The organism is Streptomyces sp. NPDC055966 (genome assembly GCF_042269865.1).
Lineage (GTDB): Bacteria > Actinomycetota > Actinomycetes > Streptomycetales > Streptomycetaceae > Streptomyces.
Genome location: NZ_JBHJYK010000004.1, coordinates 75445 through 101668 on the forward strand (window position 1 = coordinate 75445; position 26224 = coordinate 101668).

Sequence of the window (26224 nt, forward strand, 5' to 3'; positions counted from 1 at the left end):
AGTGCCTCGATTCTCCCGTATGGGGTGGTCCACCGCGTTCGGGGGGTCGGTCGCGGGGTCGGCATGCCGGTCGGCCGGGTCAGTCGCGTTTGCAGATGCGGTCCAGAAGGTTCGCCGTGGCGCGCTGGATGCGGGGGTCCACATGGCCGGGGCGGTCCAGGGCCGGGGACCAGGCGAAGGTGCCGGAGGCGAAGACCCAGGCGCCGGAGGGGGCGCGGTACAGGGAGGTCTCCTGGTGGCGCAGGGCGCCGTCGTTGTCGGTGTAGGGGGAGTGGGCGAGCAGGATGCGCTCGTCGCACTCGGGCAGCGGGGTGCGCGGGAAGTACCGGTCGGCCTCGCCGGCGACCAGGCCGTCGATCTCGTCCCCCTCGTGCGCGCCGGTCGCCTCCCACAGCCAGTGCCCGGCGTTGCGGACGACCAGCGGGGCGGGCTCGGGCACCCGGCCCGCGTACTGGATGCCGACGAGCTGCTGCTCGGGCCGGTCGATCTCCCGCCACAGCACCGGTTTTCCGGGGCCCTTGCGCTTGCGGCAGGTCAGCAGCCGGTCCGGGTCGCCGGACGGGGACGGGCCCAACTCGACCTGCCAGTACATGGTGTTGGCGGACAGGAAGACCAGCGAGGTGCCCCGGTCCCGGGCGTCCTCGACGGCCCGGCGCATCGCCGCCGACCAGTACTCGTCGTGGCCCGGGAAGACCAGGCCCCGGTAGCGGGTGGGGTCGACGCGGCCGGCGTGCAGATCGCGGGCGTCTGCGTAGGCGAGGTCGTAGCCGTAGCGCTCGGCCCAGCGGATGAAGTCGTAGGCGTGGCCGACGTGGAGCGGGAGACCGGCGCCCGCGAAGGGGCGGTCGAAGGAGACCGTGGTCGCCGCGTCGGCCTCGCCGAGGAGGCGGCCCTTCTCGTCCCAGGCGTGGTACAGGCTCGCGCCGGTGTGGCCGTCCTCCGGGTAGAGGTTGTACGCCTGCCAGGTGATGTCCGGCAGCAGCAGGAGCAGGTCGGCGGGGTGGTCGTCGCGGACCGTGAACGGCACGTGGGAGCGGTAGCCGTCGGCGGTGGTCAGGACGGCCACATAGGCGCCGATGTGCCAGTGGACGGGCACCTGGAGGCGCCAGGAGAGCCACCAGTGGTGGCAGGAGACCGTGCGGTCGGCGGTCAGCGGGGCGGGCTGGACGATGCCGGACAGCCGGGGGCTGGTGGTGATCTTGGCGGCGCCGTCGCCGCCGTAGTGGCCGATCCGGTAGATGTCGACGCTGAACTCCTGGGGCGGGTCGACCGTGATGCGGAAGTCGATCGCCTCGCCGGGCGCGACCGCGCCGGTGGAGGTGAAGCCCTTGATCTGACGGTGCACGTCGTCGGCGGAGCGCGGGCCGCCGGGGGAGGTGCGCGGCGCGGGGACGCGCGCGGCCCCCGTGGTGTGCTGCTGGGTGGTGGCGTCGACGTACCAGGGCACGACGTGACCTGTGTCGTCGAAGTACGTCTCACTGCCGCGCAGCCAGGGCACCGGGCCCTGGCCGAACGGGTCCGTGACGGCGTGCGCGAGCGCTCCGGACTCCCAGCGACGAATATGGTCCGAGGCCATGATCGCTCCCCTCCCTCAGGTCCCCCGTGTCGGCCCTGTCTCGGTGGTGCTCGCTGTGCTCGGTGTGCTCGATCGTGCTCAGTGGAGCTCGCTGTGCTCGGCCGTGCTGTCGTATGTCGCACGCCTTTGCCAGGTGCGTGGTCGCTCCCAGCACATCACATAACGCACGCGCTCGGTCACTGGTCGTCGCGAATTGACCTGAAGTGGAAGTCAGCGCTCCCATTGGACGCCCGTCGGACGAGGTCCGTCAGACGAGCCGTACGGGCTTTTCCGGACGTATTCCGGTCGCGGCCAGCCAGTCGCGCAGCGGGCCCGGGTCCCCCTCCTCGATGAGGCTGAGCACCTTGGGCGTGAGATCGGCGGCCCGCTCGCCGTCCAGCAGCAGGGAGGGGCCGTCCAGCCAGTCCAGGGCCGGGGCCGCGCCGGCGGTGTCGACGGCCGCGCAGCACACCATCGCCGTGACGTGGTCGGCGAGGAGGTCGCGGCCGCTGCGCGGGGGCTGGAGCGGGAAGAGCGGCAGGGCGCCGTCGTCCCACAGCGCGCTCTCCGGGCTGCCGCCCGCGGGGCTCGCCCCGCTCGGCGCGACGGCCTCCTCCCGGGCCAGCTCCGCGCTCAGCCGGGCGGCGAGGGCGGCGCTGCGCTCCGTGCCGCCCTCGGCGTCGTCGGCCTCCGGAAGCTCGTCGGCCGCGCGGGGAGCGGCCCGGTGGGGCAGCGCGTCGGCGGGCTCGGCGAGGTGGTCCAGAACGCGGGCCAGGGTGGGGCCGCAGGGGCCGGGAGCCGCGGGGTCGACCGGGGGGCGCACGCCGAGCGAGTCCAGGACGCGGTGCAGCCGGGCCGCCTCGGCGCGCCAGGTGCGGTCCACGACCTCCTCCGGATACGCCTGCCAGTCCACCGGCGCCCAGTCGGGGCCGGTCTCGGCGGGACCGCCGTGGAACAGACGGGCGGCGAGCAGCGAGGCGGCCTCGTCCACCGTGCCGGGCTCCTCCAGCAGGTCGCAGGCGGGGCGCTCGCCGAGCCGGGAGGCGAAGCCCTCGGCCAGCCGGTCGCGCCGGGACAGCTCGGTGAGCGCCGCGACCACGCCCGCGTCCAGCCGGGCGGGCCAGCGGCCCATGCGCCAGGCGGGCAGCGCGACCCGGGTCAGCAGCCGGTCCCAGCCCGCGTAGGCGAGGCCGACCTGCTCCTGGGCGACGATCCTGAGGCCGTAGTCGACCGCCTGGGCGCGCTCGGCCGCGGCTGCCGCGACCCCGCGCTCCATCTGCGTCGCGTGCTCCCGGCAGCCGCTCAGCAGCAGCCGGGCCACCCAGCCGAGCGCCGCGCACGCCGGCCGGGCCAGCGGGCCGCGGCCGGGCGCCGAGGCGACCGCGAGCGCCGCGTCCAGCCCGCGTACGAAGCGGCGGGCGGCCGCTATGTCGGGGTGCGCCGAAGGGCCCGTACCGGCGACGACGGGGGCGAGGACCGCGCGCAGCTCGCCGACACGCATCCACCACAGGAACGGGGAGCCGATCACGAGGACCGGCGCGACCGGCGTACGACGCTGGGGCGGGGAGCCGGGGGGTCCGCCTATCTCGTCGGGCGCCGAGCGGGCCGGCGGGCCGTGCGCCGCGTGCGTGCGGTCCTCCAGCCAGCTGTCGCAGTCCGGGGTGAGCGCGACGGCCGAGGGGGCCGGCACGTCCAGCCGGTCGGCGAGGTCGCGCACCAGCCGGTACAGGTCCGGGGCGGACGTCTCCGGGATCGCCACCGTGGGCGTCATGGCGGGGCGTGCGCGGGCCACGACCAGGGCGATGCCGGCGGCGGCCACCAGCACCAGCAGGGCGAGCGCGCTCACCGCCACCCGGGCGGCGTCCCAGCCGGGGCCGACCAGGTGGCCCGTGGAGCCGCCGGTCAGCAGGATCACCGCGGCGCCCGCGGGCAGCAGGGCCGCGGCCAGTGCCCGGCCCCGGACCCGCAGGACCGCGAGGGCCCGGGAGCGCGCGGCCTCCGCGCCCACTTCCACACCGATTCCGCTCACGTGCCGACCTCACCCCCTCGCTGCCGTTGCCGTGCTTGCCTGGTGGTGCTCACTCCCCCACTGTGGCACCCGCCACTGACATCGCAATGCCGGTGGGCCATGTGCCGGAACGCTTGCGCGGCACCCTAGTTGGGGCCTCGGCCCCCGTCAGCCGTATAGACGATTGCTCACTCGATGGAATGGCTTTGGTCAGAGGTGGGTGACAGACAGCAAAGATCAGGCCCCGGATCGTGGATCCGGGGCCCGGGTGGGTCCTGCGGGCGAACGGGCGGACGGCCGACCAGGTCAGGCGCGGGCCGCCGCGGCTTCGCGCGCCGCCTTCGCGGCGATGTCGGTGCGGTGCTGGGAGCCGTCCAGCCCGATCCGGCCCACCGCCCGGTACGCGCGCTCGCGCGCCTCGGACAGGTCCTCGCCGACTGCCGTGACGGACAGCACGCGCCCGCCCGCGCTCACGACGGCGTCGCCGTCCCGCCTGGTCCCGGCGTGCAGCACGTACGCGTGCGGGGCGTCCTCGGCGGCCACCTCGGCCAGGCCGGTGATCGGGTCGCCGGTGCGGGGCGTGCCCGGGTAGTTGTGCGAGGCGACGACGACGGTCACGGCGGCGTCCTCGCTCCAGCGCAGCGGCGCCAGATCGGCGAGTGTGCCGTTCGCGGCGGCGAGCAGGACACCGGCCAGCGGCGTCTTCAGCCGGGCCAGCACGACCTGGGTCTCCGGGTCGCCGAAACGGGCGTTGAACTCGATGACCCGGACGCCGCGGCTCGTGATCGCGAGCCCGGCGTAGAGCAGACCGGAGAACGGCGTGCCGCGGCGGCGCAGTTCGTCCACGGTCGGCTGCAGGACCGTCTCCAGCACCTCCTCGACCAGCTTCGGGTCGGCCCACGGCAGCGGCGAGTACGCGCCCATGCCGCCGGTGTTGGGGCCCTCGTCGCCGTCGAGCGCGCGCTTGAAGTCCTGGGCGGGCTGGAGCGGTACGACGGTCTCGCCGTCGGTGATCGCGAAGAGGGAGACCTCGGGGCCGTCGAGGAACTCCTCGATGACGACCTGCTCGCAGCCGGCGGCGTGCGCCGTCGCCTGCTCGACGTCCTCGGTGACGACGACGCCCTTGCCGGCGGCCAGGCCGTCGTCCTTGACGACGTAGGGGGCGCCGAAGGCGTCGAGGGCCTCGGCGACCTCCTCGGCGGTCGTGCAGACGTAGGAGCGGGCGGTCGGCACCCCGGCCGCCGCCATGACGTCCTTGGCGAAGGCCTTGGACCCCTCCAGCCGCGCGGCCTCCTTCGAGGGGCCGAAGACGGGGATGCCCGCCTCCCGGACGGCGTCGGCGACCCCGGCGACCAGCGGGGCCTCCGGGCCGACGACGACCAGCTCGGCGCCGAGGCGCGCGGCCAGCGCGGCCACCGCCTTGCCGTCGAGCGCGTCGACCGCGTGCAGCTCGGCGACCTCGGCGATGCCGGCGTTGCCGGGGGCGCAGTGCAGCGCGGTGACGTCGGGGTCGAGGGACAGGGAGTGGCACAGGGCGTGTTCGCGGGCGCCGCTGCCGATGACGAGGACCTTCACGGGGGTCAGCCTAATGGCAAGGTTGCCGAAGACCGGGGGCCGGGTTTGCTGGAGTTTCCTCCAAATAGACCCCGAGGAGACCCGGGGAACGATCCCCAGGACACTCCCGATGGCACTCCCGAGGACGCGCTACTCGAACGAGGTACGCCCGTGGGCCGGCCGCCGGGCTACTCGTTCGAGAACTCCTCCACCACCGTCGCCCCCAGCTCCCGCACGATCAGTTCGTGGCCGGAGAGGGCCGACTCGTCCAGGTCGGGGTCGTCGTCCTCCGGGATGTCGTCCTCGGGCGCGACGGGGGGCGGCTCGGGGGCGGGCGTGGGCCGCGAGGCCGGGGCGGGTGCCGCCGGAGCGGCCGCGGGGCCGGAGGGCGGGGACGCGGGGGCCTGCGGGGCGGACTGGGGCGCCGCGGGGCGGGGCGCGGCCGGGGCGCCGTAGCCCCCGCCGGAGCCGCCCGGGGCCGGGGGCGCGGAGCCGCCGGAGGGGTCGATGACCGCGTCGATCTTCCACTGCACGTTGAACTGCTCGGCCAGCGCCTGCCGCAGCACGTCCTCGCTGCCGCTGCCGGAGAAGTTGTCCCGCGCGCCCGCGTTGACGAAGCCGAGCTGGAGCGTCGTGCCGTCGAAGCCGACCACCTGGGCGTTCTGGCTGAGCAGGATCCAGGTGAAGCGGCGGCGGTTCTTGACGGCCTCCAGGATGTTCGGCCACAGGACGCGGGGGTCGAGGCCGCCCGCGGTGGCGGGTGCGGGGGCGGGAGCCGGTGCTGCCGTGGCCGTCGGCGCGGGGGCCGGGGCCGTGGGCGCCTGGTGCTGCGGCTGCGCGGGCGCGCTGCCGGGGGCCGGGGCCTGCTGTCCCTGGCCACCGGCCGGGGCGGCCGTGGGCCAGCCACCGGGACGCCGGCCGCCACCGGCCGGGGCGGCCGTGGGCCAGGCGCCGGCGGCGGGCGCAGGGGAGGCCGGGGGCTGCGCCGGAGCCTGGGCGACGGCAGGCTCGGGGGCAGGGGTGGGGGTGGGCTCAGGCGCGGGTGCGGGCTGGGGGGCGGTCGGGGCGGGAGCGGGGGCCGGTGCTGCCGGAGCCCCCGGCGCGCGGACGGCGGCACGGGCCGCGGCGGGACCGCCGCCCGACGGGACCGGCGGCATCGGCGCGACCGGCGCACCGCCGCCCTGGCCGTGGGCCTCGGGGCCGGGGACGTACCCCATGGCGGGCGCGCCGGCACCGCCCGAGAAGTTGACACCGCGTTCGAGGCGGTCGAGGCGGGCCATCACCGAGCGCTCGTCGCCGTAGGCGGCGGGGAGCAGCACGCGCGCGCAGATCAGTTCCAGCTGGAGGCGGGGCGAGGTGGCGCCGCGCATCTCGGTCAGGCCCTCGTTGACCAGGTCGGCGGCGCGGCTCAGCTCGGCGGCGCCGAACGTGGAGGCCTGCGCCTGCATCCGCTCCAGGACGTCGGCCGGGGCGTCGAAGAGCCCCTTGTCCACCGCGTCCGGAACGGCGGCGAGGATCACGAGATCCCGCAGCCGCTCCAGCAGGTCTGCGACGAAACGGCGCGGGTCGTTGCCGCCCTCGATGACGCGGTCGACGACCTCGAAGGCCGCGGCCCCGTCCCCGGTGGCGAAGGCCTCGACGACGGAGTCGAGCAACGAGCCGTCGGTGTAGCCGAGGAGGGAGGTGGCCATGGCATACGTCACACCTTCCTCTCCCGCACCGGCGAGGAGCTGGTCCATGACGGACATGGAGTCACGCACGGACCCGGCGCCGGCGCGCACGACCAGCGGCAGCACGCCCTCCTCGACGGGGATGTCCTCCCGCCCGCACACCTCGCCGAGGTAGTCCCGCAGCGTGCCGGGCGGAACAAGCCGGAAGGGGTAGTGGTGCGTACGCGACCGGATGGTCCCGATGACCTTCTCGGGCTCGGTGGTCGCGAAGATGAACTTGAGATGCTCCGGCGGCTCCTCGACGACCTTCAGCAGCGCGTTGAAGCCTGCCGACGTGACCATGTGGGCCTCGTCGATGATGTAGATCTTGTAGCGGCTGCTCGCGGGCCCGAAGAAGGCTTTTTCCCGCAGCTCACGGGCGTCGTCCACACCGCCGTGGGACGCGGCGTCGATCTCGATGACGTCGATGGAGCCCGGGCCGTTGCGCGCGAGGTCCCGGCACGACTGGCACTCGCCGCACGGGGTGGGGGTGGGGCCCTGCTCGCAGTTCAGGCAGCGGGCGAGGATGCGCGCGCTGGTGGTCTTCCCGCAACCGCGCGGCCCGCTGAACAGGTACGCGTGATTGACCCGGTTGTTCCGCAGCGCCTGCTGCAACGGGTCGGTGACATGCTCCTGCCCGATGACCTCGGCAAAGGTCTCCGGGCGATAGCGGCGGTACAGCGCGAGAGACGACACGCATACGAGGTTATAGGCGCCCACTGACAACCCGGGAAAACAAGGGCCCCCCACGCACCCGCCAGAGCCGACCTACCCTTGCTGCCTTCCGGCCCTGGGGGAGTTCAGTCAGATAGCGCCACGTGAGGGGCTGCGCCCCACAGTACCCGATCGCGGACCGCGTTCAGTACCCGATCACCGCCCGGGGTCACTCCCGATCCGGGCCTGCGGGAACGGGTTCGCGAGCACTCCCCTCGGTCATGTAATGTTTCCGGCGGAGGATTCGCCTAGAGGCCTAGGGCGCACGCTTGGAAAGCGTGTTGGGGGCAACCCCTCACGAGTTCGAATCTCGTATCCTCCGCCTCAGCCCGACAGGGCAGTTGAAGGCCCCGACCGGTTCGCCGGTCGGGGCCTTTCGCGTTTCCGGGTCCGAGGTCCGATACGGGCAGGAGCGGGCGTGAGCCGGTCGGCATGTGAGGTGGAGCACAGTGGCGTGCGGCGCGAGCGGCGGCCCGAGTTCCTGGGTGCTGTCTACCGCGCCACCCGCACCGGTGCCGACACCGTCACCTGGTCCACGTCCGAGACGCGCACCGTCGCCTTCATCGTCCAGGTGCCCGGGAGGGGGAGGGTGAAGGAGTCGGCTGCCCAGTAGCCGCCGCGGTCGGTGACCCTGGTGTCCAGGGGGCCGATGCGCCGGGCGGGGAGGGTGAGGGTGATGCGGAGTTCGGGGACGGTGGACAGGCCGCCGTCGGGGCCGTAGACGACCGCCTGGACGGAGCAGGTGCCGACCCGGCCGGGGTCCAGGGTGATCTGGACCTTGCCCCGGCCGCCCGGGGTGCCGACGTCGAAGGGGATCGTCGTCACCGATGCCGTCGGGATGCCCGCGTCCGCCGTGCCGGTCGCCGTCGCCTGCGCCGCCTCCGTCGCCGTGCGGCCGGGGACGGTGCTGGTCAGGAGGGTCGTCAGGGCCAGGACCACCGCGGCCACGGCGGCCTCCACCAGTACCGAGCGGCGCAGGTGGTGGAGGGGGAGGGACGGGGGCGGAGCGGGGGTGGGGGCGGGAGGGGACGGTTGCTCGGGGAGTGGGGGGCCCGTCGCCGGTTCGGGGATGCGGGCCGGGGTTGTCGTCCGTACCTGCGGCCGGGTCCGGGCCCCTGCCGTGCGGGTCGTCCAGGCGCGGGAGCAGGCCGCCGCCAGGAGCAGGGCGGCCACCGCGGCCAGTTTGGCCAGCAGGGTGCGGCCGTACGCCGTGTCCGTCAGGGCCTGCCAGGAACCGAGGCCCCGCCAGGACTGGTACACGCCGGTCACCGCGAGGACCGTCACCGAGGCGAGGGCCAGGCGGGAGAAGCGGGCCGGGACCGAGAGCGGGAGCGCCGGGGTGCGGGACAGGGTGCGCAGGAGCGCGGCCAGGCCGCCCAGCCAGGTGCCCATGGCCAGCAGATGGAGGGTGGCGGAGGTGATCGCCAGCGGGACCTGGATGCCCGCCGCGGCGTGTTCGGCCGCCGCCCAGGTCAGGGCCAGGGGGACGGACACGGCCGCGGCCACCGCCAGTGTCGCGCGGCGGGGCAGACGGGTGCGGCGGGCTCGCAGCACCAGCACCACCGTGGCGGCCAGCAGCAGCAACGCCAGCCGGGCGAGGAGGAGTTCGCCGGGGCGGGTGGTCGCCGTACGGGCGAGGGCGGTGAGGGAGAGTGCCTGCGTCGGGGGCGCGCCCTCCTCGTACGGTGCGCGCAGGACGAACAGGGCCGCCGTGGACGCGATGAGGGTCCAGGCCGCCGCCAGGACGGGGGTGCGCAGCGGGGCCGCCTTCGGCGGGCGGCAGTACGCCACGAACGCGGCCGTGCCGAGGAGGAGGGCCAGGGAGAGGTAGGCGAGGTAGCGCGCGATGTTGTACAGGGCCGCCGTCGCCGGGTTCTCCGTGGTGTCGGGGGCCGTGCTCGCGGCCGTCGCCGTGCGGGTGCCGACCGAGAAGGTCAGCGCGCCGGACACCGGGTGGCTGTCCGCCGAGACCACCCGCCAGGCGACCGTGTAGGTGCCCTGGGCGAGCCTGGCGGGCAGCGGGACGCGGGCGGTGTCCGGGCGGCCGGGGGCGTGGCCGGCGGCGCCCGTGCGCACGCGGTGGTTGGCGGGGTCGTAGACCCGGAACGAGTCGGTGAGCAGGCCGACCGACTCGGTGAACGTCAGGGTCACCTGACGGGGGGCCGTACGCAGGACGGTGCCGTCGGCGGGGTCCGTCGCGCGCACGGCCGCGTGGGCCGCGGCCGGGGCCGCCGCGCCGAGGAGGAGCAGGAGCAGACCGGTGCAGAGCAGGGCCAGGCGGCGCGGCCAACAGCTCGGCCGGGCGCCGTTCGGCCGACGGTTCAGCCGTCCGCCCGGCCCTCGGTGTCGGTCGCGCAGCTGCACCTGGTCCCCTCCGTCGGCCCGCCGTGTTCCCCGTGGGTCATGTTCCCTATAGGTACGGAGGGTTCGGCTCCGTTGCTCACCACGTCTGGCGGGCCGAGACGCCGCCGTCCACGACCAGGTCGTGCCCGGTGATCCAGCTCGCGAGCGGCGAGGCCAGGAACACACAGGCGTCGGCCACGTCCTCGGGGCGGCCCAGGCGGCCGGTGGGGGCGGCGGCGAGCCAGCGGCGCACGCCGTCCGGCCAGGCGTCGGCCAGGCCCTCCCGGTCGATCAGGCCCGGCGAGACCGTGTTGACGCGGATGCCGTCCGGACCGTACTCCAGGGCCGCCGCGCGGGCGTGCATGACCACCGCCGCCTTGGCCGCGCTGTAGTGGGCGTGGCCGGGGGCGGGGCGGTCGGCCTCGATGGAGGCGATGTGGGTGACGGTGCCGCCGCCGTGCGCGCGCATGTGGGCCGCGGCGGCCTGGGTGCAGGCGAAGACGCTGGTGAGGTCGGTGTCGACGACCGCGCGCCAGTCGGCCGCCGTCATCCCGGGCAGGGGCTGCACGGGCTGGACGGCCGCGTTGTTGACGAGCGCGGTGAGGCGGCCGCCGGACCATCGCGTCGTCTCCCCGATCAGGCGGTGGCAGGCCTCCTCGTCCGTCAGGTCCGCCCGCAGGACGACGGCCTCGCCGCCCGACTCCCGGATGCGGTCGGCGACTTCACCGGCCGCCGCCACCGCCGTACGGCAGTGCAGGGCCACCGCCGCGCCCCGCTCGGCGAAGCGCAGGGCGATGGCGCGGCCGATGCCGCCGCCCGCGCCGGTCACCAGCGCCGTCTGTCCTTCGAGGAGGGTGTGCGTGGTCATGGGCGGGACAGTTCCGTGATGCGGGCGGCCTCGGCGGGGTAACGCGCCGTCAGGGCCGCCGCGTCGCCGTGTTCGTAGTCCGCCTCGGTGAATCCTGGGGCCATCGTGGTGCCGAAGAGCGTCCAGGCGCCGCCCGGGGCGACCCGTCCGCCCATCCAGGTGCCGGCGGGCACGGTCAGCTGGACGTGCTGGCCGGACAGCGGGGCGGGGCCGAGGACGGCGGTGCGGGCGGTGCCGTCGGGGGCGAGGAGCAGGAGGCGGAGCGGGTCGCCGAGGTAGAAGTGCCAGATCTCGTCGGTCGGCAGGCGGTGCAGGGCGGAGTAGTCGTCCGCGGTGAGCAGGGCGACGATGGCGGAGCCCGCCGGGCGGCCGTCCGGGCGGACGGGTCCCGCCCAGGTACGCCGGTACAGGCCGCCTTCGCGGGGGATGGGTTCGAGTCCGTAGTGGGCGATCAGCTCTTCGGGCGTCGTCACGGGGAGAAGGCTAGGGGGTGCACCGTCCGTTCCGGGACGGCGAGTTGGGCCCGCTCCGTTCGCCTCGTTCGTCTCGCCCGTCTCGTTCGTCCCGCACCCATCTCGTTCGTCTCGTTCAAGGAGGCGCGTTGCGCAGAGCCCTCACGGCGACTCCGGCGGCGACGGACGACGGCCGGGGCGGGGCACCCCCGGCTGCGGCCCGCGCGCGGCCGGGCGATCATCGAGCCATGGACGTCACCCTGCACCTCGCCCAGGACCCCGAGGCCGATGCGCTGCTCGGTCGCTCCCCGCTCGCCGCGCTGGTGGGCATGCTGCTCGACCAGCAGGTTCCGATGGAGTGGGCGTTCAAGGGCCCGCGCACCATCGCCGACCGGCTCGGCGCCGGGGGCGAGGGAGACCTCGACGCGCACGAGATCGCCGCGATGAACCCCGAGGACTTCGCCGCGCTGCTCTCCGACAAGCCGGCGGTGCACCGCTACCCCGGCTCGATGGCCAAGCGGATCCAGCAGCTGTGCCAGTACCTCGCCGAGCACTACGACGGGGACGCCGAGGCCGTCTGGCGGGACGTGCCGACCGGTGCCGAGCTGCTGAAACGGCTGGAGGCGCTGCCCGGGTTCGGCAAACAGAAGGCCCAGATCTTCCTCGCGCTGCTCGGCAAGCAGCTCGGCGTCACGCCCCCGGGATGGCGGGAGGCGGCCGGCGCGTACGGCGAACCGAAGGCCTACCGCTCCGTCGCCGACATCACGGGCCCCGAGTCACTGGCCAAGGTGCGGGCGCACAAGCAGGAGATGAAGGCGGCGGCGAAGGCCTCCGGCACGTAGGCCCGTTCACCCGACCGGCCCTCCCTGATGGCACGCCCGGCCCCGCCGGTCACAGCATGAACCATGACCGAGGCACCGAGCAGTGGCTCCGACCAGGGCCCTGGGTACGACGACCGGAACGTCCACGCGGCCCGGCAGGCGGGCGGGGCGGCGGGCAGGCGGCACGAGCCCGAGCCGCCGTTCGAAGGCCCGCTGCACGCCCTGTCCCGGGCCGCCTGGCAGGTGGTCCTGGTCACCGGGATCGCCTCGCTGATCCTCGGGATCCTGGTCCTGGTCTGGCCCGGCCCCTCGCTGCGCGCGGCCGGCGTCCTCTTCGGCCTCTACCTCCTCATCAGCGGCATCTTCCAGCTGGGCGCCGCGTTCGGCACGCACATGGCGACCTCGCTGCGCGTGCTGGCCTTCATCAGCGGTGCCCTGTCGATCCTGCTCGGCCTGCTCAGTTTCCGCGGGCCCATGCAGTCGATCCTGCTGCTCGCCCTGTGGATCGGCATCGGCTGGCTGATCCGCGGCATCACCCAGACCCTGGCCGCCGCCTCCGACCCGCGCACCCCCGCCCGGGGCTGGCAGGTCTTCCTCGGGATCCTCACCTTCATCGCCGGCATCGTGCTCATCGACTCGCCGTTCCACTCGGTCGCCGTCCTGACCCTCGTCGGCGGCATCTGGCTGGTCGCGGTCGGGATCACGGAGATCATCACCGCGTTCGGCATCCGCGGCCGGGCCAAGCGGATCCCGAAGACCGCCTGAGCGTCAGACCGTCTGAGCCGTCGTCCCGGCCCGTCGCCCCGTTGCGTCAACACGATGCCCCTCTCCTCCCCCGACCGGGCGGATCTGCGGCCCCCGGTGCTGCACACACCGCCCGCGCCGGGGAGAAACCTGTCGTGAGCAGGACCTCGCGCCGCCCGCGCAGCCGTACCTGGCTGCGGGTGCTCGTGCTGCTCCTCGCCCTGTGGGTGCCGGTCGCGCACGCGCAGGCCCACGCGGCCCCCGTCTGCGCCGTCTCGGCCGACACCTCCGAGCACCACGACGGCCACGACGTCACCGACGCCCTCGACGGCCTCGACCTCCTCCTGCGGCCGGCCGCCCGTGCCGTCCACCGGGCCGACGCTCCCGAGTGCCCCGCGCCCCTGCCCGGCCCGGCCGCGCCGGCGCGCCGCCCGTGCCCCGCCGCGCTCCGGGCGCCGTACGCGACACCCCTGCTGCGCACGGTGGTCCTGCGCTGCTGACAGACCCGCGTCCCCACACCACGCAAGGTCAGTCGGCTCGACGCAAGGAGCACAGCCATGCCCCAGGATCCGTACGCCGTCCTGCGCGCCCTGCTGCGCGCGGAGGCGAGGCGCGCCGCGGCGCGCAAGCCGGACGAGAACCGTCCGGAACCGCAGCGGAAGCCCGAGGAACGGGACCGCTGAACGCACCGGCCCGGCGGGGCCGCCGTCTCCGCCGGGCCGTGCCGAACAGGGAGCGGGTGATCTCACGGCCCGGCCGCGTGCCCACGGAGCGGGCCGGCGACCTCCCGGGGCACAGGCGCGGGCGCGGGCGGCGCCTCGGGCCGCGGCGGCGGTCGGCTTCTCGTGCGCCGACTCGCGGTCCACAGCCTGTGCACAACGCTCGTGGAGCGCGCGGCGCTTGCGTGGACGGCGTGGTCCCGCGGTCACTCAACGCAGGCCCCGTTCCCGGTACCAGCCCATTTGCCCGTTTCACTCCATCTTTTCAGGGCTTTCAAAAGGGCGCACTCAGCCGCCATGGCTGCGCCCGGAACGTCTGGGCCGGTAGGCTTTCCGTGTGATCTTCAAGCGCATCGGAAACGGCCGGCCGTACCCCGACCACGGCCGGGAAAGCACCCGGCAGTGGGCGGACGTCGCGCCGCGCCCGGTCCGCCTCGATCAGCTCGTGACCACCAAGCAGCAGCTCGATCTGGAGACCCTGCTGGCGGAGGACTCGACGTTCTACGGCGACCTCTTCGCGCACGTCGTGAAGTGGCAGGGCGACCTCTATCTGGAGGACGGCCTGCACCGCGCGGTCCGCGCCGCCCTCCAGCAGCGCCAGGTGCTGCACGCGCGCGTGCTCGAACTCGACTGACCCGGCCCGGCACGGCCGTTGACCCTTTCGGGTTCCGCTGAGCGGGATCGACTGATCATCTAATAGGCATCGCCGCTCGGGCGCACTACGCTGCGCCCATGAGCATGCTGACTCCCCCTGGCATGGGCGGCCAGTACCGGATCACGGGGGACAAATACCCTCGGATGCGTCCGCCGCGGCGCCGCGCCCGGCTCGTGGCCGCCGTGGTCGCGTCCGCCTGCGCGCTCGGCCTGATCGCGTGGGGCACCCTGCAGCTCATCGACGTCTTCTCCGGCGGCACCAAGAAGACCACGGCGACCGGTGCGAAGACCGCCTGCCGGCCCGGGGCCGCCGCCACGGCGACGCCGGCCGCACAGCCGAAGACCCTGCCCAAGCCGGGCCAGATCACCGTGAACGTCTACAACGCCACCGCCCGCGGCGGGCTCGCCAAGGCCACCGCCGACGAACTCAAGAAGCGCGGCTTCAAGATCGGTGACGTGGGCAACGCCAGCAAGGACTACGACAAGAAGGTCAAGGGCACCGGCGTACTCCTCGGCCCCGCCGCCGCCCAGGACAGCTCCCTGCCGGTGCTGGCCACCGAACTGGCCGGCGCCGAGCGCCGCACCGACGCCGGCCGCAAGGGCGCCGACCTGGACCTCATCCTGGGCGACGGCTTCACGGCACTGGCGAAGCCCGCGGACGCCCAGCAGGCGTTGACGGCCCTGACGGCGCCGCAGTCGGCGGCGACGTCGAAGAAGGGGTGCTGAAAAGCGCCCCGCAGGGCTGCCGGAGCTACTCCGCCGCGCCGTACAGCCGGTCTCCCGCGTCGCCCAGCCCCGGCACGATGTAGCCGTGCTCGTTGAGGTGGTCGTCCACCGCCGCCGTCACGACCGTCACCGGCGTGCCCGCCAGCTCGCGCTCCATCACCGCGACGCCCTCGGGCGCGGCGAGCAGCACCACGGCGGTCACATCGTCCGCACCGCGCCTGATCAGCTCCTGGATCGCCGCGACGAGCGTGCCGCCCGTGGCCAGCATCGGGTCCAGGACGTACACCTGGCGGCCCGAGAGGTCCTCCGGCATGCGCGAGGCGTACGTGGAGGCCTGGAGGGTCTGCTCGTTGCGGATCATGCCCAGGAAGCCCACCTCGGCGGTCGGCAGCAGCCGGACCATGCCGTCCAGCATGCCGAGACCGGCGCGCAGGATCGGCACGACCAGCGGGCGGGGGCGGGCGAGCTTGACGCCCGTGGTCCGCGCGACCGGGGTGTCGATGTCGACGGCCTCGGTGCGCACGTCCCGCGTGGCCTCGTAGGCCAGCAGGGTGACCAGTTCATCGGCCAGCCGGCGGAAGGTCGCGGAGTCGGTGCGCCGGTCGCGCAGCGTGGTGAGCTTGTGAGCGACCAGGGGGTGGTCGACGACGTGGAGACGCATGCCCCTAACGGTACCTGCGACCGAACCCCCTCCGGCCCTGGCGTCGAAGGGGCCGTACGGGGGAAAGTGGGAGGGACGGAACCGGGGTGGTGCGACGTGCCTGACCTGCCTGACCTTCCTGAGGACGCGCCCGGGGACACCGGCGGCACCGGGGACCGTGGCGAGCCCCCGATACGCGCCGCCGGCGTCCCCGGGTCCGACGCCGAACGGCGCCGCCGACGCGCCGAGTTCCTGCGTGATCTCGCCGAGGCCCGCGAGCTGCGCGCCCGGGTCCAGCCGCGGCGCGCCAAGGCCGCCCGCATGCGCCACGCACAGCGCATGCGGACATTCCGCTGGTAGGCCGTCCGTGGTCCGCCGTACCCGCACAGGGTGGAACCGCCCGCGAGGAGGAGGCATCAGGAGCGGGGCCCGGTGAGAAAGTTCTCGGTGAGGAAGATCCACGTCCACGGCGGTGTTTGCGTGGTGGGCGTGCGTGAGCGCTGGGAAAAGCCGCGTACGATCCGCAAGGCGGCTGCGAGACACAGGGAGCCGAAGACGTCCCCTGAACGTCTTGTTTCTGCCACGATTCCGAGTGGGTGGGGCTCGGAGCCCAGCTCTCTCCACCCACATACCTCCGCCGGGGGGACCCCCAACCGGCACACCTATGACCAGTGGGAGAGTCACGGTGTACTTCGCCGCACTGCTCGCGCGCACCGAAGACGGGTGGGAAGCGAGCGACACGGAGCTCGACAATGTGGAGACCCTGTCGGATCTGGCCGACCTGGCCCGGGAAGCCTCTCCCGACGACGACACGGTGCTCGTCCTGATCGAGCAGGAGGACGCCTGGTTCGGCGTCGTCCGCATCGACGGCGAGGACGACCCTCGCATCTACGTCTCGGACGCCGCCGCCGCCCAGCGCAGCGCGTACGGCGAGCTGCTGCTCACCGACGAACTGCTCGGCCGGGAGCCCGGCTCGGACGACGGCCCCGACCTGGACTCCCTGGACCTCGACGGCACGGAGGACGGCGAGTCGGAGGAGGATGACGACGACGACGCTGCCGGCGGCGGCGCCGACGCCGTCCCGCACAGCCCGGTGGGCGACAGCCGGATCCTCGACGACCTGGGCATCGGCGAGAAGGAGCTGCGCATCCTGGACGCCGAGGACGCGCTGGGCTCGATCGCCGAGGCCCTGGGCGCCGCCGAGGTCCTGGAGACCGTCCGCTGACCACCGAGAACTCCGAGAGTCCGGCAGCCGTGGCGGACCCGGTACGCGACCGCTGGCGGGCCGCGATGCGGCTCGCCCTGGACGAGGCCGAGCGGGCCGTCCGGGGCGGCGACGTCCCCGTCGGCGCCGTCGTCCTGTCCCCGGACGGTACGACGGTGCTCGGCGCCGGGCACAACGAGCGCGAGGCCACCGGTGATCCCACGGCCCACGCGGAGGTCCTCGCGATCCGGCGGGCCGCGGCACGGCTCGGGGAGTGGCGGCTGACCGGCTGCACGCTCGTGGTCACGCTGGAGCCGTGCACGATGTGCGCCGGCGCGCTCGTCCAGTCCCGCGTCGACCGGGTCGTCTACGGCGCCCGGGACGACAAGGCGGGCGCGGCGGGCTCGCTGTGGGACGTGGTCCGCGACCGGCGGCTCAACCACCGGCCCGAGGTGATCGAGGGCGTCCTCGCGACGGAGTGCGCCCAGCTGCTCACGGAGTTTTTCCGGGACCGCTGAATACCGATTTCGAACCATGCCCCGCCGTGCTGTAGGGTCTCCCTCGGTAGCGTGTCCGAGCGGCCGAAGGAGCTCGCCTCGAAAGCGAGTGTGGCGCAAGTCACCGAGGGTTCAAATCCCTCCGCTACCGCTTCGAAGAAGGGCCCTGTCGTGAGACGGGGCCCTTCTCGTCGTACGGATCCGGTCTACGGACCCCGCACGTGCGCGCCGCTCGCGCGGGCCGGCAAAGGGCCCCCGGCGGCGGGCCGTTGGTCCTCGAACGAGGCGTGAAGGTTACACTCGCGGCCGGCAACAGGGGCCCACAGGGACAGGCACAGGGGAGGCCGCGGTGGCGGTGAACGCCAAGAAGATCGCCGTGTACGCGCTCGTGGTCTTCGCGCTGTACGTGATCATCACTGACCCGCCCAAGGCGGCGCACTACGTCCAGATAGTCTTCGAGGGCATATCGGACGCCGCCAAGTCCGTGGGCGACTTCATGACGTGGCTCGCCAACGGGGGAAAGAGCTGAGGTACATCGCATGATCCGGCACCTGGTCCTCTTCAAGCTCAACGAGGGCGTCGAGCGCGACGATCCGCGGGTCGTCGCCGGTGTGGAGGCCTTCAGGGCCCTGGGCGACCAGATCGAGGAGCTGCGGTTCTGGGAGTGCGCCTGGAACATCACCGACCGGCCCATCGCCTACGACTTCGCGATCAACTCGGCCGTCGAGGACACCGCCGCCCTCCAGCGCTACCTGGAGCACCCGGCCCATCAGGCGGGCGTCGCCCTGTGGCGCGAGTTCGCCACGTGGGTGATCGCCGACTACGCGTTCTGATCCCCGCTCCACCCGAGCCCTCCGCCGGACCGGCGGGGGGCTTTCGTGTGTCGCACGCCCCAACTTGTCGAAATTTGAACACAACACGGCGTTATGCGGTGCTTGCACACAGTGCACATGTCTTGTGATGCTATGACCGCTTTTGACCGATGATTGAGCGACGAAGAGGTGGCGTTGACCGTGTCGGCCAGTACTGCGCCACCCCAGGAGGAGGAGGCACCCCCTGCGCCCGATCCCGTGCCCGTACCCCCCGAGAAGCGGCGCAGCGCCGACACCCGAGCCCTCACCCAGGTGCTCTTCGCCGAACTGAAGCAGCTCGCTCCGGGCACGCCGGAGCACAACCGGGTGCGCGGGGCGCTGATCGAGGCGAACCTCCCGCTCGTGCGCTACGCGGCCGCGCGCTTTCGCTCCCGCAACGAGCCGATGGAGGACGTCGTCCAGGTCGGCACCATCGGCCTGATCAACGCCATCGACCGCTTCGACCCGGACCGGGGCGTGCAGTTCCCGACCTTCGCGATGCCGACCGTCGTCGGCGAGATCAAACGGTACTTCCGGGACAACGTCCGCACGGTCCACGTACCGCGCCGGCTGCACGAGCTGTGGGTGCAGGTCAACAGCGCGACCGAGGATCTCACCACGCTCTTCGGCCGCTCCCCGTCCACCGCCGAGATCGCCGAGCGGCTGCGGATCAGCGAGGACGAGGTGCTGAGCTGCATCGAGGCGGGACGGTCGTACCACGCCACCTCGCTGGAGGCCGCGCAGGAGGGCGACGGACTGCCCGGTCTGCTCGACCGGATCGGCTACGAGGACCCGGCTCTCGACGGCGTGGAACACCGCGACCTGGTCCGGCATCTGCTCGTCCAACTCCCCGAGCGCGAGCAGCGCATCCTCCTCCTGCGCTACTACAGCAACCTCACCCAGTCGCAGATCAGCGCGGAGCTGGGCGTCTCCCAGATGCACGTCTCGCGGCTCCTCGCCCGCAGCTTCCAGCGGCTGCGCTCCGCGAATCGCATCGACGCCTAAGGGCTCCGCGCGTAAGGGCTCGCGCTTAAGGGCTCGCGCTTAAGGGGCTTGCGCCTAAGGGCACGATAAGAATCGGTACGGACCGAAGCGTGGGGGGCGTTCGGTCGATGCATAGCGGGCGCACGGAAGCACGCCTCAAGCGGTTCTGCATCGCATACCCGAGCGAGCGGTAACCGTCGCGGGCGAATCGCTCACCTGGGCCGATGCCGCCAGTTGGGGCCCGAAATAGCGTCAGACCCCTTCTCTCCAGGGCCGATTCGGATCTTTCATGTCGACATGTCACTACAGCGTGTTGCCGACATGTGACATTCTGCGGGAGACGCGTTTGCCGGGCCCTCGGCTCCGGTATTCAGGTGAAGGCTGCGTTGCTCGAAAGACGGCGCCGCCACGACCGTCCCGCGACCCAAAGGGGGTGGCATGTCCGCAGACCAGGGCAACTCCAAGGTGCTGACGCCCGCGCCGAGCGAGGCAGCGCCCAAGGAGCTCGACGCTCTCGACGTCCTCGACGGAATCGAGGCCGTCACGGCCCTCGACGCCGTGCCGTCCCCGCCTGCCCAGGAGGCCGCGCCCGTCCCGGTCCTGCCGGCCACCGGGGACATCGACACCCGCACCCTGTCCCGCTCGCTGTTCCTGCGGCTCGCCGCCCTCGGCGAGGACAGCCCCGAGCGGGCCTACGTCCGGGACACCCTGATCGAGCTGAACCTGCCGCTGGTCCGCTACGCGGCCGCGCGCTTCCGCTCCCGCAACGAGCCGATGGAGGACATCGTCCAGGTCGGCACCATCGGCCTGATCAAGGCGATCGACCGTTTCGACTGCGAACGGGGCGTGGAGTTCCCGACCTTCGCGATGCCGACGGTGGTCGGCGAGATCAAGCGGTTCTTCCGGGACACCTCGTGGTCGGTGCGTGTCCCGCGCCGCCTCCAGGAGCTGCGCCTCGCCCTCACCAAGGCGAGCGACGAACTCTCCCAGAAGCTGGACCGCTCCCCGACGGTGACGGAACTGGCCGCCGTGCTCGGCGTCTCCGAGGAGGACGTCGTCGACGGCCTCGCGGTGGGCAACGCCTACACCGCCTCCTCCCTCGACTCCCCGGCCCCCGAGGACGACGGCGGCGAGGGCTCGCTGGCCGACCGCCTCGGCTACGAGGACACGGCCCTGGAGGGCGTGGAGTACCGCGAGTCCCTGAAGCCCCTGCTGGCCAAACTCCCGCCTCGCGAGCGCCGGATCATCATGCTCCGCTTCTTCGCCAACATGACGCAGTCCCAGATCGGCGAGGAGGTCGGCATCTCCCAGATGCACGTCTCCCGGCTGCTGACGCGGACGCTGGCGCAGTTGCGGGAAGGGCTGATCTCGGACTGAGAACCGACTGAGGGTTCATTTCTGACGGTTCGTCAGCGACACTGGCCCGATGCTGCGCGCGACAGGGCCGGACGACACCGCTCCAACAACCCGTGCGACATGGACGCGTGGCCGCCGAGGCGCCGTTACGGCAGCATCGGCGGCCGTCGTCGTCCTGGGCGGGGTGCTCGCCGCGTGCGCGGACCGGGGCCCGGGCGGCGGTTACGTCGCGGTCGGCGCGGTGGGCGGTCCGGACCGGGCCGGTACGGCGGCGGCCACCCCGACGGGCTCGGTCTCGCTGACCCCGCTCGACGGCAACTCGCCTACGGGCCCGCCCGGTTCACCGCGCCGGAGCGCCGCGTCAGCCGCTCCCGGTGCTTCCGGCTCCCCCGGCAGCCCGGGGCAGAGCACACCGGCGCCGGCCACATCCGGTCCCTCCGACGGCGCGGGCGGCCCGTCCGGCACGACGCCCACGCCTCCCGAACCGTCCGCCTCCGGCACCTCCCCCACCCCAACTCCCGGCGCCGGCACGACCGCCGGCCCGGCCGAGCTCTCCTGGGGCAAGCCGGCGACGAAGGACACCGATCAGCGCTGGTGCCAGAAGGTGACCGTCGAGTTCCGCAACTCGGGCGGCACGGCGGTGCGTTCGGGGTCGGTGACGTTCGGGACGCACGTCATCGGCGCGCTCGGCATCGACTGGGGGACGATCGACTCGGCGGCCGGCCTCCCGGTGCCGATCGCGCCGGGCGCGCGGGTGAAGCCCGTCTGGACGGTGTGCGTCGACGCCTGGCGCGTGCCGCTCGGCATGCACATCGAGACGCGGGACGTCTCCGTCCAGTGGAAGTGATCCCGGCGTAGAGAACTACTTGAGCGCCAGCCAGGCCACGCCCGCCACCACGGCGATCGCGACGATGACGCCGATGATCAGGCCGACGCGCGGACCGCCGGAGGAGGAGGTCGCGGCCGTCTGCGCCTGACGCCCCTGGGGGGCCTCGTCGACGAACGCGCGGAACATCTGGGTGCTGCCGGCGGGGTCGTAGTTGCCCTCGGGGCCCTGGGTGTTAGCCATGGCCCGAGACCTTAGCGAAGACGGCCCCGGCCGCCCAAGTGGGGTCCACCACGGCCCCACCGGGACAGAGGGGGGCACGCCACCCACCCCCACCTGCATATTTACGTTTGCAATACATGCCTTTGCCAAGTTTTTGCGCCGCCGGACCCCGATTTGTTTGCCTGCAGCAACCAAACACCCCTATGGTTGCCCCAAGCAACGAATACGGGAGGTGTGATGGCCGAGCAGGCGCAGTTCGAAGAGCTGGCGCGTCAGCTCAGTGCCGTCGGAGCCGTGAAACGGGACCTGGGACGGATCCTTCCGCCCGACTGCCCGACCGGCTCGGCCGCCGTGCTGACCCTGCTGGGGCGCCACGGCGACATGCGCATGAGCAAGCTCGCGGAGCTGCTCTCCGTGGACATGTCGGTCACCAGCCGGCATGTCGCGCACGTCGCGGCGCGCGGCTGGATCGAACGGCTGCCGGACCCCGCGGACAAGCGCTCGCGGATCCTGCGCCTGACGCCCGCGGGGCTGGCACAGCTCGACGAGCTGTCCCGGCGCACCACGCACCTGCTCGCGGAGCGGCTCGCCGACTGGACCGACGAAGAGGTCGCCCAGCTCATCCGGCTGATGACCCGCCTGCGCGACTCGTTCGGCGACTGCCGGTCCGCCTCCTCGGCGTGCCGCATCCCCGCCCCCGTACTCGAAAAGACCACCCGTACACCCGCAAGCACGTAAGAAAAGGAAGCCCATGGCAACGACCACACCAGCCGGTGTGCGGGCTCATGCCAAGCACGGGGGAGGCTCCTCGGCCGAGCACGCCCCGATGACGCACCGGCAGATCATGGAGGCGCTGTCCGGCCTGCTCCTGGGCCTGTTCGCCGCCATCCTCTCCTCGACGATCGTCACCAACGCACTGCCGACGATCATCAAGAGCATCGGCGGCGGCCAGTCCGCCTACACCTGGGTCGTCACGGCGGCACTGCTCGCCATGACCGCCTCCGTGCCGCTGTGGGGCAAGCTCGCCGACCTGGTCAGCAAGAAGGCCCTCGTCCAGATATCCCTGGTCATCTACGTCATAGGCTCGGTCGTCGCCGGTCTCGCGCAGAACCCGGCGATGCTGATCAGCGCGCGTGTCATCCAGGGCCTCGGCGCCGGCGGTCTGTCCGCCCTGGTGCAGGTCATCATGGCCGCGATGATCTCCCCGCGCGAGCGCGGCCGGTACTCCGGCTACACCGGAGCCACCTTCGCCCTCGCCACCGTCGGCGGCCCGCTGCTCGGCGGCGTCATCACCGACACCTCCTGGCTCGGCTGGCGCTACTGCCTGTTCGTCGGCATCCCCTTCGCGCTGATCGCGCTGGTCGTGCTGCAGAAGACGCTGCACCTGCCGGTCGCCAGGCGGAAGGTCAAGGTCGACTGGACCGGCGCCTTCTTCATCACCGCGGCCGCCTCGCTGCTGCTGGTCTGGGTCACCTTCGCCAACGACAAGTACGCCTGGCTGTCCTGGCAGACGTACACGATGGTGGGCGGCACGATCGTGCTCGCGCTGCTGTTCGTGTTCACCGAGACCAAGGCCGCCGAGCCGATCATCCCGCTGCGCTTCTTCCGCAACCGCACGATCACGCTGGCGTCGCTGGCCTCCCTGTTCGTCGGTATCGGCATGTACGCGGGCACCGTGTTCTTCTCGCAGTACTTCCAGCTGGCCCGCGACAAGTCGCCGACGATGTCCGGCGTCATGACCATCCCGATGATCGGCGGCCTGTTCGTCGCGTCCATGGTCTCCGGCCGCTTCATCACCAGCACCGGCCGCTGGAAGGGCTGGCTGGTCGGCGGCGGTGTCTCCCTCACCGCGGGCCTCGCCCTGCTCGGTCTGATGCGCTACGACACCCCGTACTGGGAGCTGTCGATCTACATGGCGCTGCTCGGCATCGGCGTCGGCACGATGATGCAGAACCTGGTGCTGTCCACGCAGAACCAGGTCGCCCCGCACGAGCTGGGCGCCGCCTCCTCCGTGGTGAGCTTCTTCCGCTCCCTCGGCGGTGCGGTCGGCGTCGGCGTGCTCGGCTCGGTCATGTCCGAGCGGATCACCCACCACGCCAAGGACACCATCACCGAGCTGAGCCCGAAGGCGCAGGAGGCGGCGGCCAAGGCCGTCGGCAGCGGTCAGCTGCCCGACATGAACGCCCTGCCGGCCCCGGTGCGCACCTGGCTGGAGGGCGCCTACGGCCACGGCATCGCGGACGTCTTCCTCTACGCGGCCCCGTTCGCGCTGATCGCGCTCATCACGGTGCTGTTCATCAAGGAGGTCCCGCTGCGGACGTCCGGCGCGCTGGCCCAGGCGGCGCAGGAGAAGAGCGGGGCGGCCGCGGAAGCCGCCGCCCCCGTGGAGAGCGTTGTGACCACTGTGGAGAACACCGTGCAGGAGCCCGCACAGCAGAAGGTGCCCAGCTGGGCCACGCCCGTCGTGTCGGACACCTCCGCCGCTTCCCCGGCTGTCGCCGCGGCCGCCGCGCCGGTGGCGACCGCCGTCGCGCTCGCCGAGCCCGGCTCGGGCGGCAGTGGCGGCACCCCGGTGCACGGCTTCGTCCGCGGCGCCGAGAGCGCCCCGGTCCCGCAGGCCGCGGTCACCCTGATCTCGCTGACCGGCCGCCAGCTGGGCCGCGCGGTCGCCCAGGGCGACGGCTCCTACTCCGTCGACGCCCCGGGCACGGGTTCGTACGTCCTCATCGCCTCCGCCGACGGCTACCAGCCGCAGGCCTCCACCATCGTGGTGGGCGGCGAGCCGCTGTCGTACGACATCCTGCTCAGCGGCACCAGCGGGCTGACCGGTGTGGTCCGGGCCGCGGGCAGCGCGCTGCCGGTCAAGGACGCGATGGTGATCGTCACCGACGTCCGCGGTGACCTGCTGGCCACCGCCGCCACCGGCGAGCAGGGCCAGTTCGCCTTCGCCGACCTGGTGCCGGGCACGGTCACGCTGGCCGTCAACGCGAGCGGCTTCCGGCCGCGCGCCCTGCCGGTCGAGGTCGGCACCACCGGGCTCACCCGGATCGAGATCGACCTGGACGCCGGTGCCCGGCTCCAGGGTGTCGTCCGGGCCCCGCACGGCCCGCTGGCCGACGCCCGGGTGACCCTGGTCGACCAGGCCGGCAACGTGGTCGGCACCTCCACCACCGGTACGGACGGGGCGTACGCCTTCACCGACCTGGACAGCGGCGAGTACACCGTCATCGCGACGGGCTACCCGCCGGTGGCGACGGCTCTGACCGTCGCCGGCTCCGGGGTCGACGGGCACCAGATCGAACTCGCTCACCCCGGCGAGTAGTTCCACCCCGGCCCGTGGCGCACGTACGGTCGTACCCGTCGTGCGTGTGCCACGGGCCGGTTCGCTTGAGACCGATGAGCAAGGCTTTGCAGGGAGAAAACGGGATGGGACTGACCGCGAAGATCCGTACGCGGGACGGGTGGGCCGTGTCGCACGCGGTCGTCACGGTGACCGACATGACCGGTTCGCAGGTGCTGCGCGCCGAGACGGATGCCGAGGGGGCCGTGCGGGACACCACCGAGCTGGCGCCGGGGGCGTACACCGTGATCGTGACCGCCGTGGGCTACGCGCCCGCGGCCTCCTCGGCGATCGTCACCGCGAGCGGCCGCGCCGAGGTCGGCACGGTCACACTGGCCCGGCAGGGCGGCACCGAACTGCCGCCGCCCGGCCCCTGGACGATCGACCCGGTGCACTCCTCCGTCGCCGCGGTCGCCCAGCACCTGGGCATCTCCAGCGTGCACGGCCGGTTCGCGGAGTTCGGCGGCACGATCGAGATCGCGCCCGACGACATCGCCAAGTCCCGGGTGGAGGCCGTGATCAAGGCCGCGTCCGTCGACACCGGCAACGGCATGCGCGACACGCACCTGAAGTCCGCGGACTTCCTGGACGTGGAGCAGCACCCGGAGATCACCTACCGCTCCACCGGCCTGTCGCCGGCCGGCTCCGACCGCTGGACGGTGCACGGCGAGCTGTCCATGCACGGCATCGTGCGGCCGGTCGACCTGGACCTGGCCTACCTCGGCACCGGCGCCGACCCCTGGGGCGGCACGCGCGCCGCGTTCCGCGCGACGGCGGAGCTGCGCCGCGAGGACTTCGCCATGAACTACAACCAGGTCCTCCAGGCCGGCATCGCCGCGATCGGCACGACGCTGAAGGTCGAGCTGGACATCCAGGCGGTCCAGGGGGATTCACTGCCCCAGGCGTAGGCACAGCAGGGTCAGCCACAACCGCCGTTGCTGCCCCTAGGCTGGCGTGCCATGGCACCGAACATCGCGACCAACACCCGTGTATCGCTCGCCGAGCTGCTGGACTTCGTACGCCCCCGCCATCGCGCGCTGCTCATCACGCGCCGCGCCGACGGCGGGCCGCAGGCCTCCCCGCTGACCTGTGGGGTCGACGACGCGGGACGGATCGTCGTCTCCACCTATCCCGAGCGCGCCAAGACCCGCAACGCCAAGCGCGACCACCGGGTCAGCCTGCTCGTCCTGAGCGACGAGTGGAACGGCCCCTGGGTCCAGATCGACGGCACCGCCGAGGTCCTCGACACCCCCGACTCCGTGGAACCGCTCGTCGAGTACTACCGCAACATCGCCGGCGAACACCCCGACTGGGACGAATACCGCGAGGCGATGCTGAGGCAGGGCAAGTCCCTCATCCGCGTCACCCCCGACCGCTGGGGCCCGGTGGCGACCGGAGGGTTTCCGGCGCGGCTGGCCGACGACCGATAGACACCGC

Annotated in this window: 27 protein-coding genes, 2 tRNA genes and 1 other RNA gene; 20 read left to right on the top strand and 10 right to left on the bottom strand. The window is 73.1% G+C overall.

The window, feature by feature from the left end:
* Positions 1–79 precede the first annotated feature (79 nt).
* The 5 genes from ACFC8N_RS10055 to ffs all read right to left on the bottom strand — a co-directional run bounded on the left by ACFC8N_RS10055 (position 80) and on the right by ffs (position 7657).
* Complete coding sequence (locus tag ACFC8N_RS10055) at positions 80–1576, bottom strand: N,N-dimethylformamidase beta subunit family domain-containing protein (protein WP_356029919.1); 1497 nt, start codon at positions 1574–1576, stop codon at positions 80–82.
* A gap of 247 nt (positions 1577–1823) precedes the next feature.
* Positions 1824–3584 (bottom strand): hypothetical protein, encoded by a 1761-nt coding sequence (locus ACFC8N_RS10060; protein WP_356029918.1) that lies wholly within the window; start codon positions 3582–3584, stop codon positions 1824–1826.
* 285 nt (positions 3585–3869) lie between these two features.
* Positions 3870–5138 carry a phosphoribosylamine--glycine ligase gene (gene purD / locus ACFC8N_RS10065; protein WP_376287817.1) on the bottom strand — a complete coding sequence of 423 codons (1269 nt, stop codon included), beginning with the start codon at positions 5136–5138 and terminating at the stop codon, positions 3870–3872.
* A 167-nt stretch (positions 5139–5305) separates the two neighbouring features.
* Entirely contained in the window at positions 5306–7522 is a 2217-nt protein-coding gene (locus ACFC8N_RS10070; protein WP_376287819.1) for a DNA polymerase III subunit gamma and tau, read from the bottom strand.
* A 38-nt stretch (positions 7523–7560) separates the two neighbouring features.
* Positions 7561–7657, bottom strand: an RNA gene (ffs, locus tag ACFC8N_RS10075) — signal recognition particle sRNA small type.
* Between the two features lie 120 nt (positions 7658–7777).
* Here ffs and ACFC8N_RS10080 point away from each other — a divergent pair.
* Positions 7778–7862: transfer RNA gene (locus tag ACFC8N_RS10080), tRNA-Ser, on the top strand.
* Between the two features lie 170 nt (positions 7863–8032).
* Here ACFC8N_RS10080 and ACFC8N_RS10085 read toward each other — a convergent pair.
* The 3 genes from ACFC8N_RS10085 to ACFC8N_RS10095 all read right to left on the bottom strand — a co-directional run bounded on the left by ACFC8N_RS10085 (position 8033) and on the right by ACFC8N_RS10095 (position 11224).
* Positions 8033–9811: a copper resistance protein CopC gene (locus tag ACFC8N_RS10085; RefSeq protein ID WP_376288035.1), complete on the bottom strand. Its 1779-nt coding sequence runs from the start codon at positions 9809–9811 to the stop codon at positions 8033–8035.
* Between the two features lie 169 nt (positions 9812–9980).
* Positions 9981–10751: an SDR family NAD(P)-dependent oxidoreductase gene (locus ACFC8N_RS10090; RefSeq protein ID WP_376287821.1), complete on the bottom strand. Its 771-nt coding sequence runs from the start codon at positions 10749–10751 to the stop codon at positions 9981–9983.
* Positions 10748–11224: a cupin domain-containing protein gene (locus ACFC8N_RS10095; protein WP_356029910.1), complete on the bottom strand. Its 477-nt coding sequence runs from the start codon at positions 11222–11224 to the stop codon at positions 10748–10750. Before ACFC8N_RS10095 ends, ACFC8N_RS10090 begins: the two co-directional genes overlap by 4 nt.
* 227 nt (positions 11225–11451) lie before the next feature.
* Between ACFC8N_RS10095 and ACFC8N_RS10100 the strand changes: the two genes are divergently transcribed.
* From ACFC8N_RS10100 to ACFC8N_RS10125, 6 genes are all read left to right on the top strand, one after another.
* Positions 11452–12045, top strand: a complete 594-nt coding sequence (locus ACFC8N_RS10100) for an HhH-GPD-type base excision DNA repair protein (RefSeq protein ID WP_356029969.1) — start codon at positions 11452–11454, stop codon at positions 12043–12045.
* 63 nt (positions 12046–12108) lie between these two features.
* Entirely contained in the window at positions 12109–12789 is a 681-nt protein-coding gene (locus ACFC8N_RS10105) for an HdeD family acid-resistance protein (RefSeq protein ID WP_356029909.1), read from the top strand.
* Between the two features lie 134 nt (positions 12790–12923).
* Positions 12924–13268, top strand: coding sequence for a hypothetical protein (locus ACFC8N_RS10110; RefSeq protein ID WP_356029908.1), 345 nt, complete (start codon positions 12924–12926; stop codon positions 13266–13268).
* Positions 13269–13325: 57 nt separating this feature from the next.
* The gene (locus tag ACFC8N_RS10115) at positions 13326–13451 is read left to right on the top strand and encodes a hypothetical protein (protein WP_356029907.1); all 126 of its coding nucleotides are present in this window, start codon (positions 13326–13328) and stop codon (positions 13449–13451) included.
* Between the two features lie 373 nt (positions 13452–13824).
* A complete protein-coding gene (locus ACFC8N_RS10120) occupies positions 13825–14121 on the top strand; it encodes a type II toxin-antitoxin system VapB family antitoxin (protein ID WP_004943146.1) in 297 nt (98 codons plus the stop codon).
* Between the two features lie 98 nt (positions 14122–14219).
* Positions 14220–14867, top strand: coding sequence for a LytR C-terminal domain-containing protein (locus ACFC8N_RS10125; protein WP_376287824.1), 648 nt, complete (start codon positions 14220–14222; stop codon positions 14865–14867).
* A gap of 25 nt (positions 14868–14892) precedes the next feature.
* Here the strand turns inward: ACFC8N_RS10125 and upp are convergent, their stop codons facing one another.
* Positions 14893–15528: a uracil phosphoribosyltransferase gene (gene upp, locus ACFC8N_RS10130; protein WP_356029905.1), complete on the bottom strand. Its 636-nt coding sequence runs from the start codon at positions 15526–15528 to the stop codon at positions 14893–14895.
* Between the two features lie 96 nt (positions 15529–15624).
* Here upp and ACFC8N_RS10135 point away from each other — a divergent pair, with 96 nt between their 5' ends.
* The 9 genes from ACFC8N_RS10135 (at position 15625) to ACFC8N_RS10175 (ending at position 21246) form a co-directional block, all read left to right on the top strand.
* A complete protein-coding gene (locus ACFC8N_RS10135) occupies positions 15625–15867 on the top strand; it encodes a hypothetical protein (RefSeq protein WP_356029904.1) in 243 nt (80 codons plus the stop codon).
* A 325-nt stretch (positions 15868–16192) separates the two neighbouring features.
* Entirely contained in the window at positions 16193–16732 is a 540-nt protein-coding gene (locus tag ACFC8N_RS10140; protein WP_356029968.1) for a hypothetical protein, read from the top strand.
* A 65-nt stretch (positions 16733–16797) separates the two neighbouring features.
* Positions 16798–17229 (top strand): tRNA adenosine(34) deaminase TadA, encoded by a 432-nt coding sequence (tadA, locus tag ACFC8N_RS10145; RefSeq protein WP_362823061.1) that lies wholly within the window; start codon positions 16798–16800, stop codon positions 17227–17229.
* A gap of 45 nt (positions 17230–17274) precedes the next feature.
* Positions 17275–17359 (top strand) — tRNA-Ser (locus ACFC8N_RS10150).
* Between the two features lie 198 nt (positions 17360–17557).
* The gene (locus tag ACFC8N_RS10155; protein WP_071377271.1) at positions 17558–17737 is read left to right on the top strand and encodes a hypothetical protein; all 180 of its coding nucleotides are present in this window, start codon (positions 17558–17560) and stop codon (positions 17735–17737) included.
* A gap of 10 nt (positions 17738–17747) precedes the next feature.
* The gene (locus tag ACFC8N_RS10160; RefSeq protein WP_356029903.1) at positions 17748–18041 is read left to right on the top strand and encodes a Dabb family protein; all 294 of its coding nucleotides are present in this window, start codon (positions 17748–17750) and stop codon (positions 18039–18041) included.
* A 174-nt stretch (positions 18042–18215) separates the two neighbouring features.
* Complete coding sequence (locus tag ACFC8N_RS10165) at positions 18216–19064, top strand: RNA polymerase sigma factor SigF (RefSeq protein ID WP_356029966.1); 849 nt, start codon at positions 18216–18218, stop codon at positions 19062–19064.
* Positions 19065–19481: 417 nt separating this feature from the next.
* On the top strand, positions 19482–20420 hold the full coding sequence (locus tag ACFC8N_RS10170) for an RNA polymerase sigma factor SigF (protein WP_376287827.1): 939 nt from the start codon (positions 19482–19484) through the stop codon (positions 20418–20420).
* A 49-nt stretch (positions 20421–20469) separates the two neighbouring features.
* Entirely contained in the window at positions 20470–21246 is a 777-nt protein-coding gene (locus ACFC8N_RS10175; protein WP_376287829.1) for a hypothetical protein, read from the top strand.
* Positions 21247–21261: 15 nt separating this feature from the next.
* Here ACFC8N_RS10175 and ACFC8N_RS10180 read toward each other — a convergent pair whose 3' ends face one another.
* On the bottom strand, positions 21262–21468 hold the full coding sequence (locus ACFC8N_RS10180; protein ID WP_356029900.1) for a hypothetical protein: 207 nt from the start codon (positions 21466–21468) through the stop codon (positions 21262–21264).
* A 216-nt stretch (positions 21469–21684) separates the two neighbouring features.
* Between ACFC8N_RS10180 and ACFC8N_RS10185 the strand changes: the two genes are divergently transcribed.
* The 4 genes from ACFC8N_RS10185 to ACFC8N_RS10200 all read left to right on the top strand — a co-directional run bounded on the left by ACFC8N_RS10185 (position 21685) and on the right by ACFC8N_RS10200 (position 26217).
* Entirely contained in the window at positions 21685–22185 is a 501-nt protein-coding gene (locus ACFC8N_RS10185; RefSeq protein ID WP_356029899.1) for a MarR family transcriptional regulator, read from the top strand.
* A gap of 13 nt (positions 22186–22198) precedes the next feature.
* The gene (locus tag ACFC8N_RS10190; RefSeq protein ID WP_356029898.1) at positions 22199–24769 is read left to right on the top strand and encodes an MFS transporter; all 2571 of its coding nucleotides are present in this window, start codon (positions 22199–22201) and stop codon (positions 24767–24769) included.
* 104 nt (positions 24770–24873) lie between these two features.
* A complete protein-coding gene (locus tag ACFC8N_RS10195) occupies positions 24874–25695 on the top strand; it encodes a YceI family protein (RefSeq protein ID WP_356029897.1) in 822 nt (273 codons plus the stop codon).
* A gap of 51 nt (positions 25696–25746) precedes the next feature.
* Entirely contained in the window at positions 25747–26217 is a 471-nt protein-coding gene (locus ACFC8N_RS10200; protein WP_376287832.1) for a PPOX class F420-dependent oxidoreductase, read from the top strand.
* Positions 26218–26224: the final 7 nt, after the last annotated feature.

Coding starts and splice junctions, on each gene's coding strand:
- ACFC8N_RS10055 (WP_356029919.1), bottom strand. CDS start 1,576: ATGGCCTCGGACCATATTCGTCGCTGGGAGTCCGGAGCGCTCGCGCAC.
- ACFC8N_RS10090 (WP_376287821.1), bottom strand. CDS start 10,751: ATGACCACGCACACCCTCCTCGAAGGACAGACGGCGCTGGTGACCGGC.
- ACFC8N_RS10100 (WP_356029969.1), top strand. CDS start 11,452: ATGGACGTCACCCTGCACCTCGCCCAGGACCCCGAGGCCGATGCGCTG.
- ACFC8N_RS10105 (WP_356029909.1), top strand. CDS start 12,109: ATGACCGAGGCACCGAGCAGTGGCTCCGACCAGGGCCCTGGGTACGAC.
- ACFC8N_RS10115 (WP_356029907.1), top strand. CDS start 13,326: ATGCCCCAGGATCCGTACGCCGTCCTGCGCGCCCTGCTGCGCGCGGAG.
- ACFC8N_RS10125 (WP_376287824.1), top strand. CDS start 14,220: ATGAGCATGCTGACTCCCCCTGGCATGGGCGGCCAGTACCGGATCACG.
- upp (WP_356029905.1), bottom strand. CDS start 15,528: ATGCGTCTCCACGTCGTCGACCACCCCCTGGTCGCTCACAAGCTCACC.
- tadA (WP_362823061.1), top strand. CDS start 16,798: ATGCGGCTCGCCCTGGACGAGGCCGAGCGGGCCGTCCGGGGCGGCGAC.
- ACFC8N_RS10160 (WP_356029903.1), top strand. CDS start 17,748: ATGATCCGGCACCTGGTCCTCTTCAAGCTCAACGAGGGCGTCGAGCGC.
- ACFC8N_RS10170 (WP_376287827.1), top strand. CDS start 19,482: ATGTCCGCAGACCAGGGCAACTCCAAGGTGCTGACGCCCGCGCCGAGC.
- ACFC8N_RS10175 (WP_376287829.1), top strand. CDS start 20,470: ATGCTGCGCGCGACAGGGCCGGACGACACCGCTCCAACAACCCGTGCG.
- ACFC8N_RS10180 (WP_356029900.1), bottom strand. CDS start 21,468: ATGGCTAACACCCAGGGCCCCGAGGGCAACTACGACCCCGCCGGCAGC.
- ACFC8N_RS10185 (WP_356029899.1), top strand. CDS start 21,685: ATGGCCGAGCAGGCGCAGTTCGAAGAGCTGGCGCGTCAGCTCAGTGCC.
- ACFC8N_RS10190 (WP_356029898.1), top strand. CDS start 22,199: ATGGCAACGACCACACCAGCCGGTGTGCGGGCTCATGCCAAGCACGGG.
- ACFC8N_RS10195 (WP_356029897.1), top strand. CDS start 24,874: ATGGGACTGACCGCGAAGATCCGTACGCGGGACGGGTGGGCCGTGTCG.
- ACFC8N_RS10200 (WP_376287832.1), top strand. CDS start 25,747: ATGGCACCGAACATCGCGACCAACACCCGTGTATCGCTCGCCGAGCTG.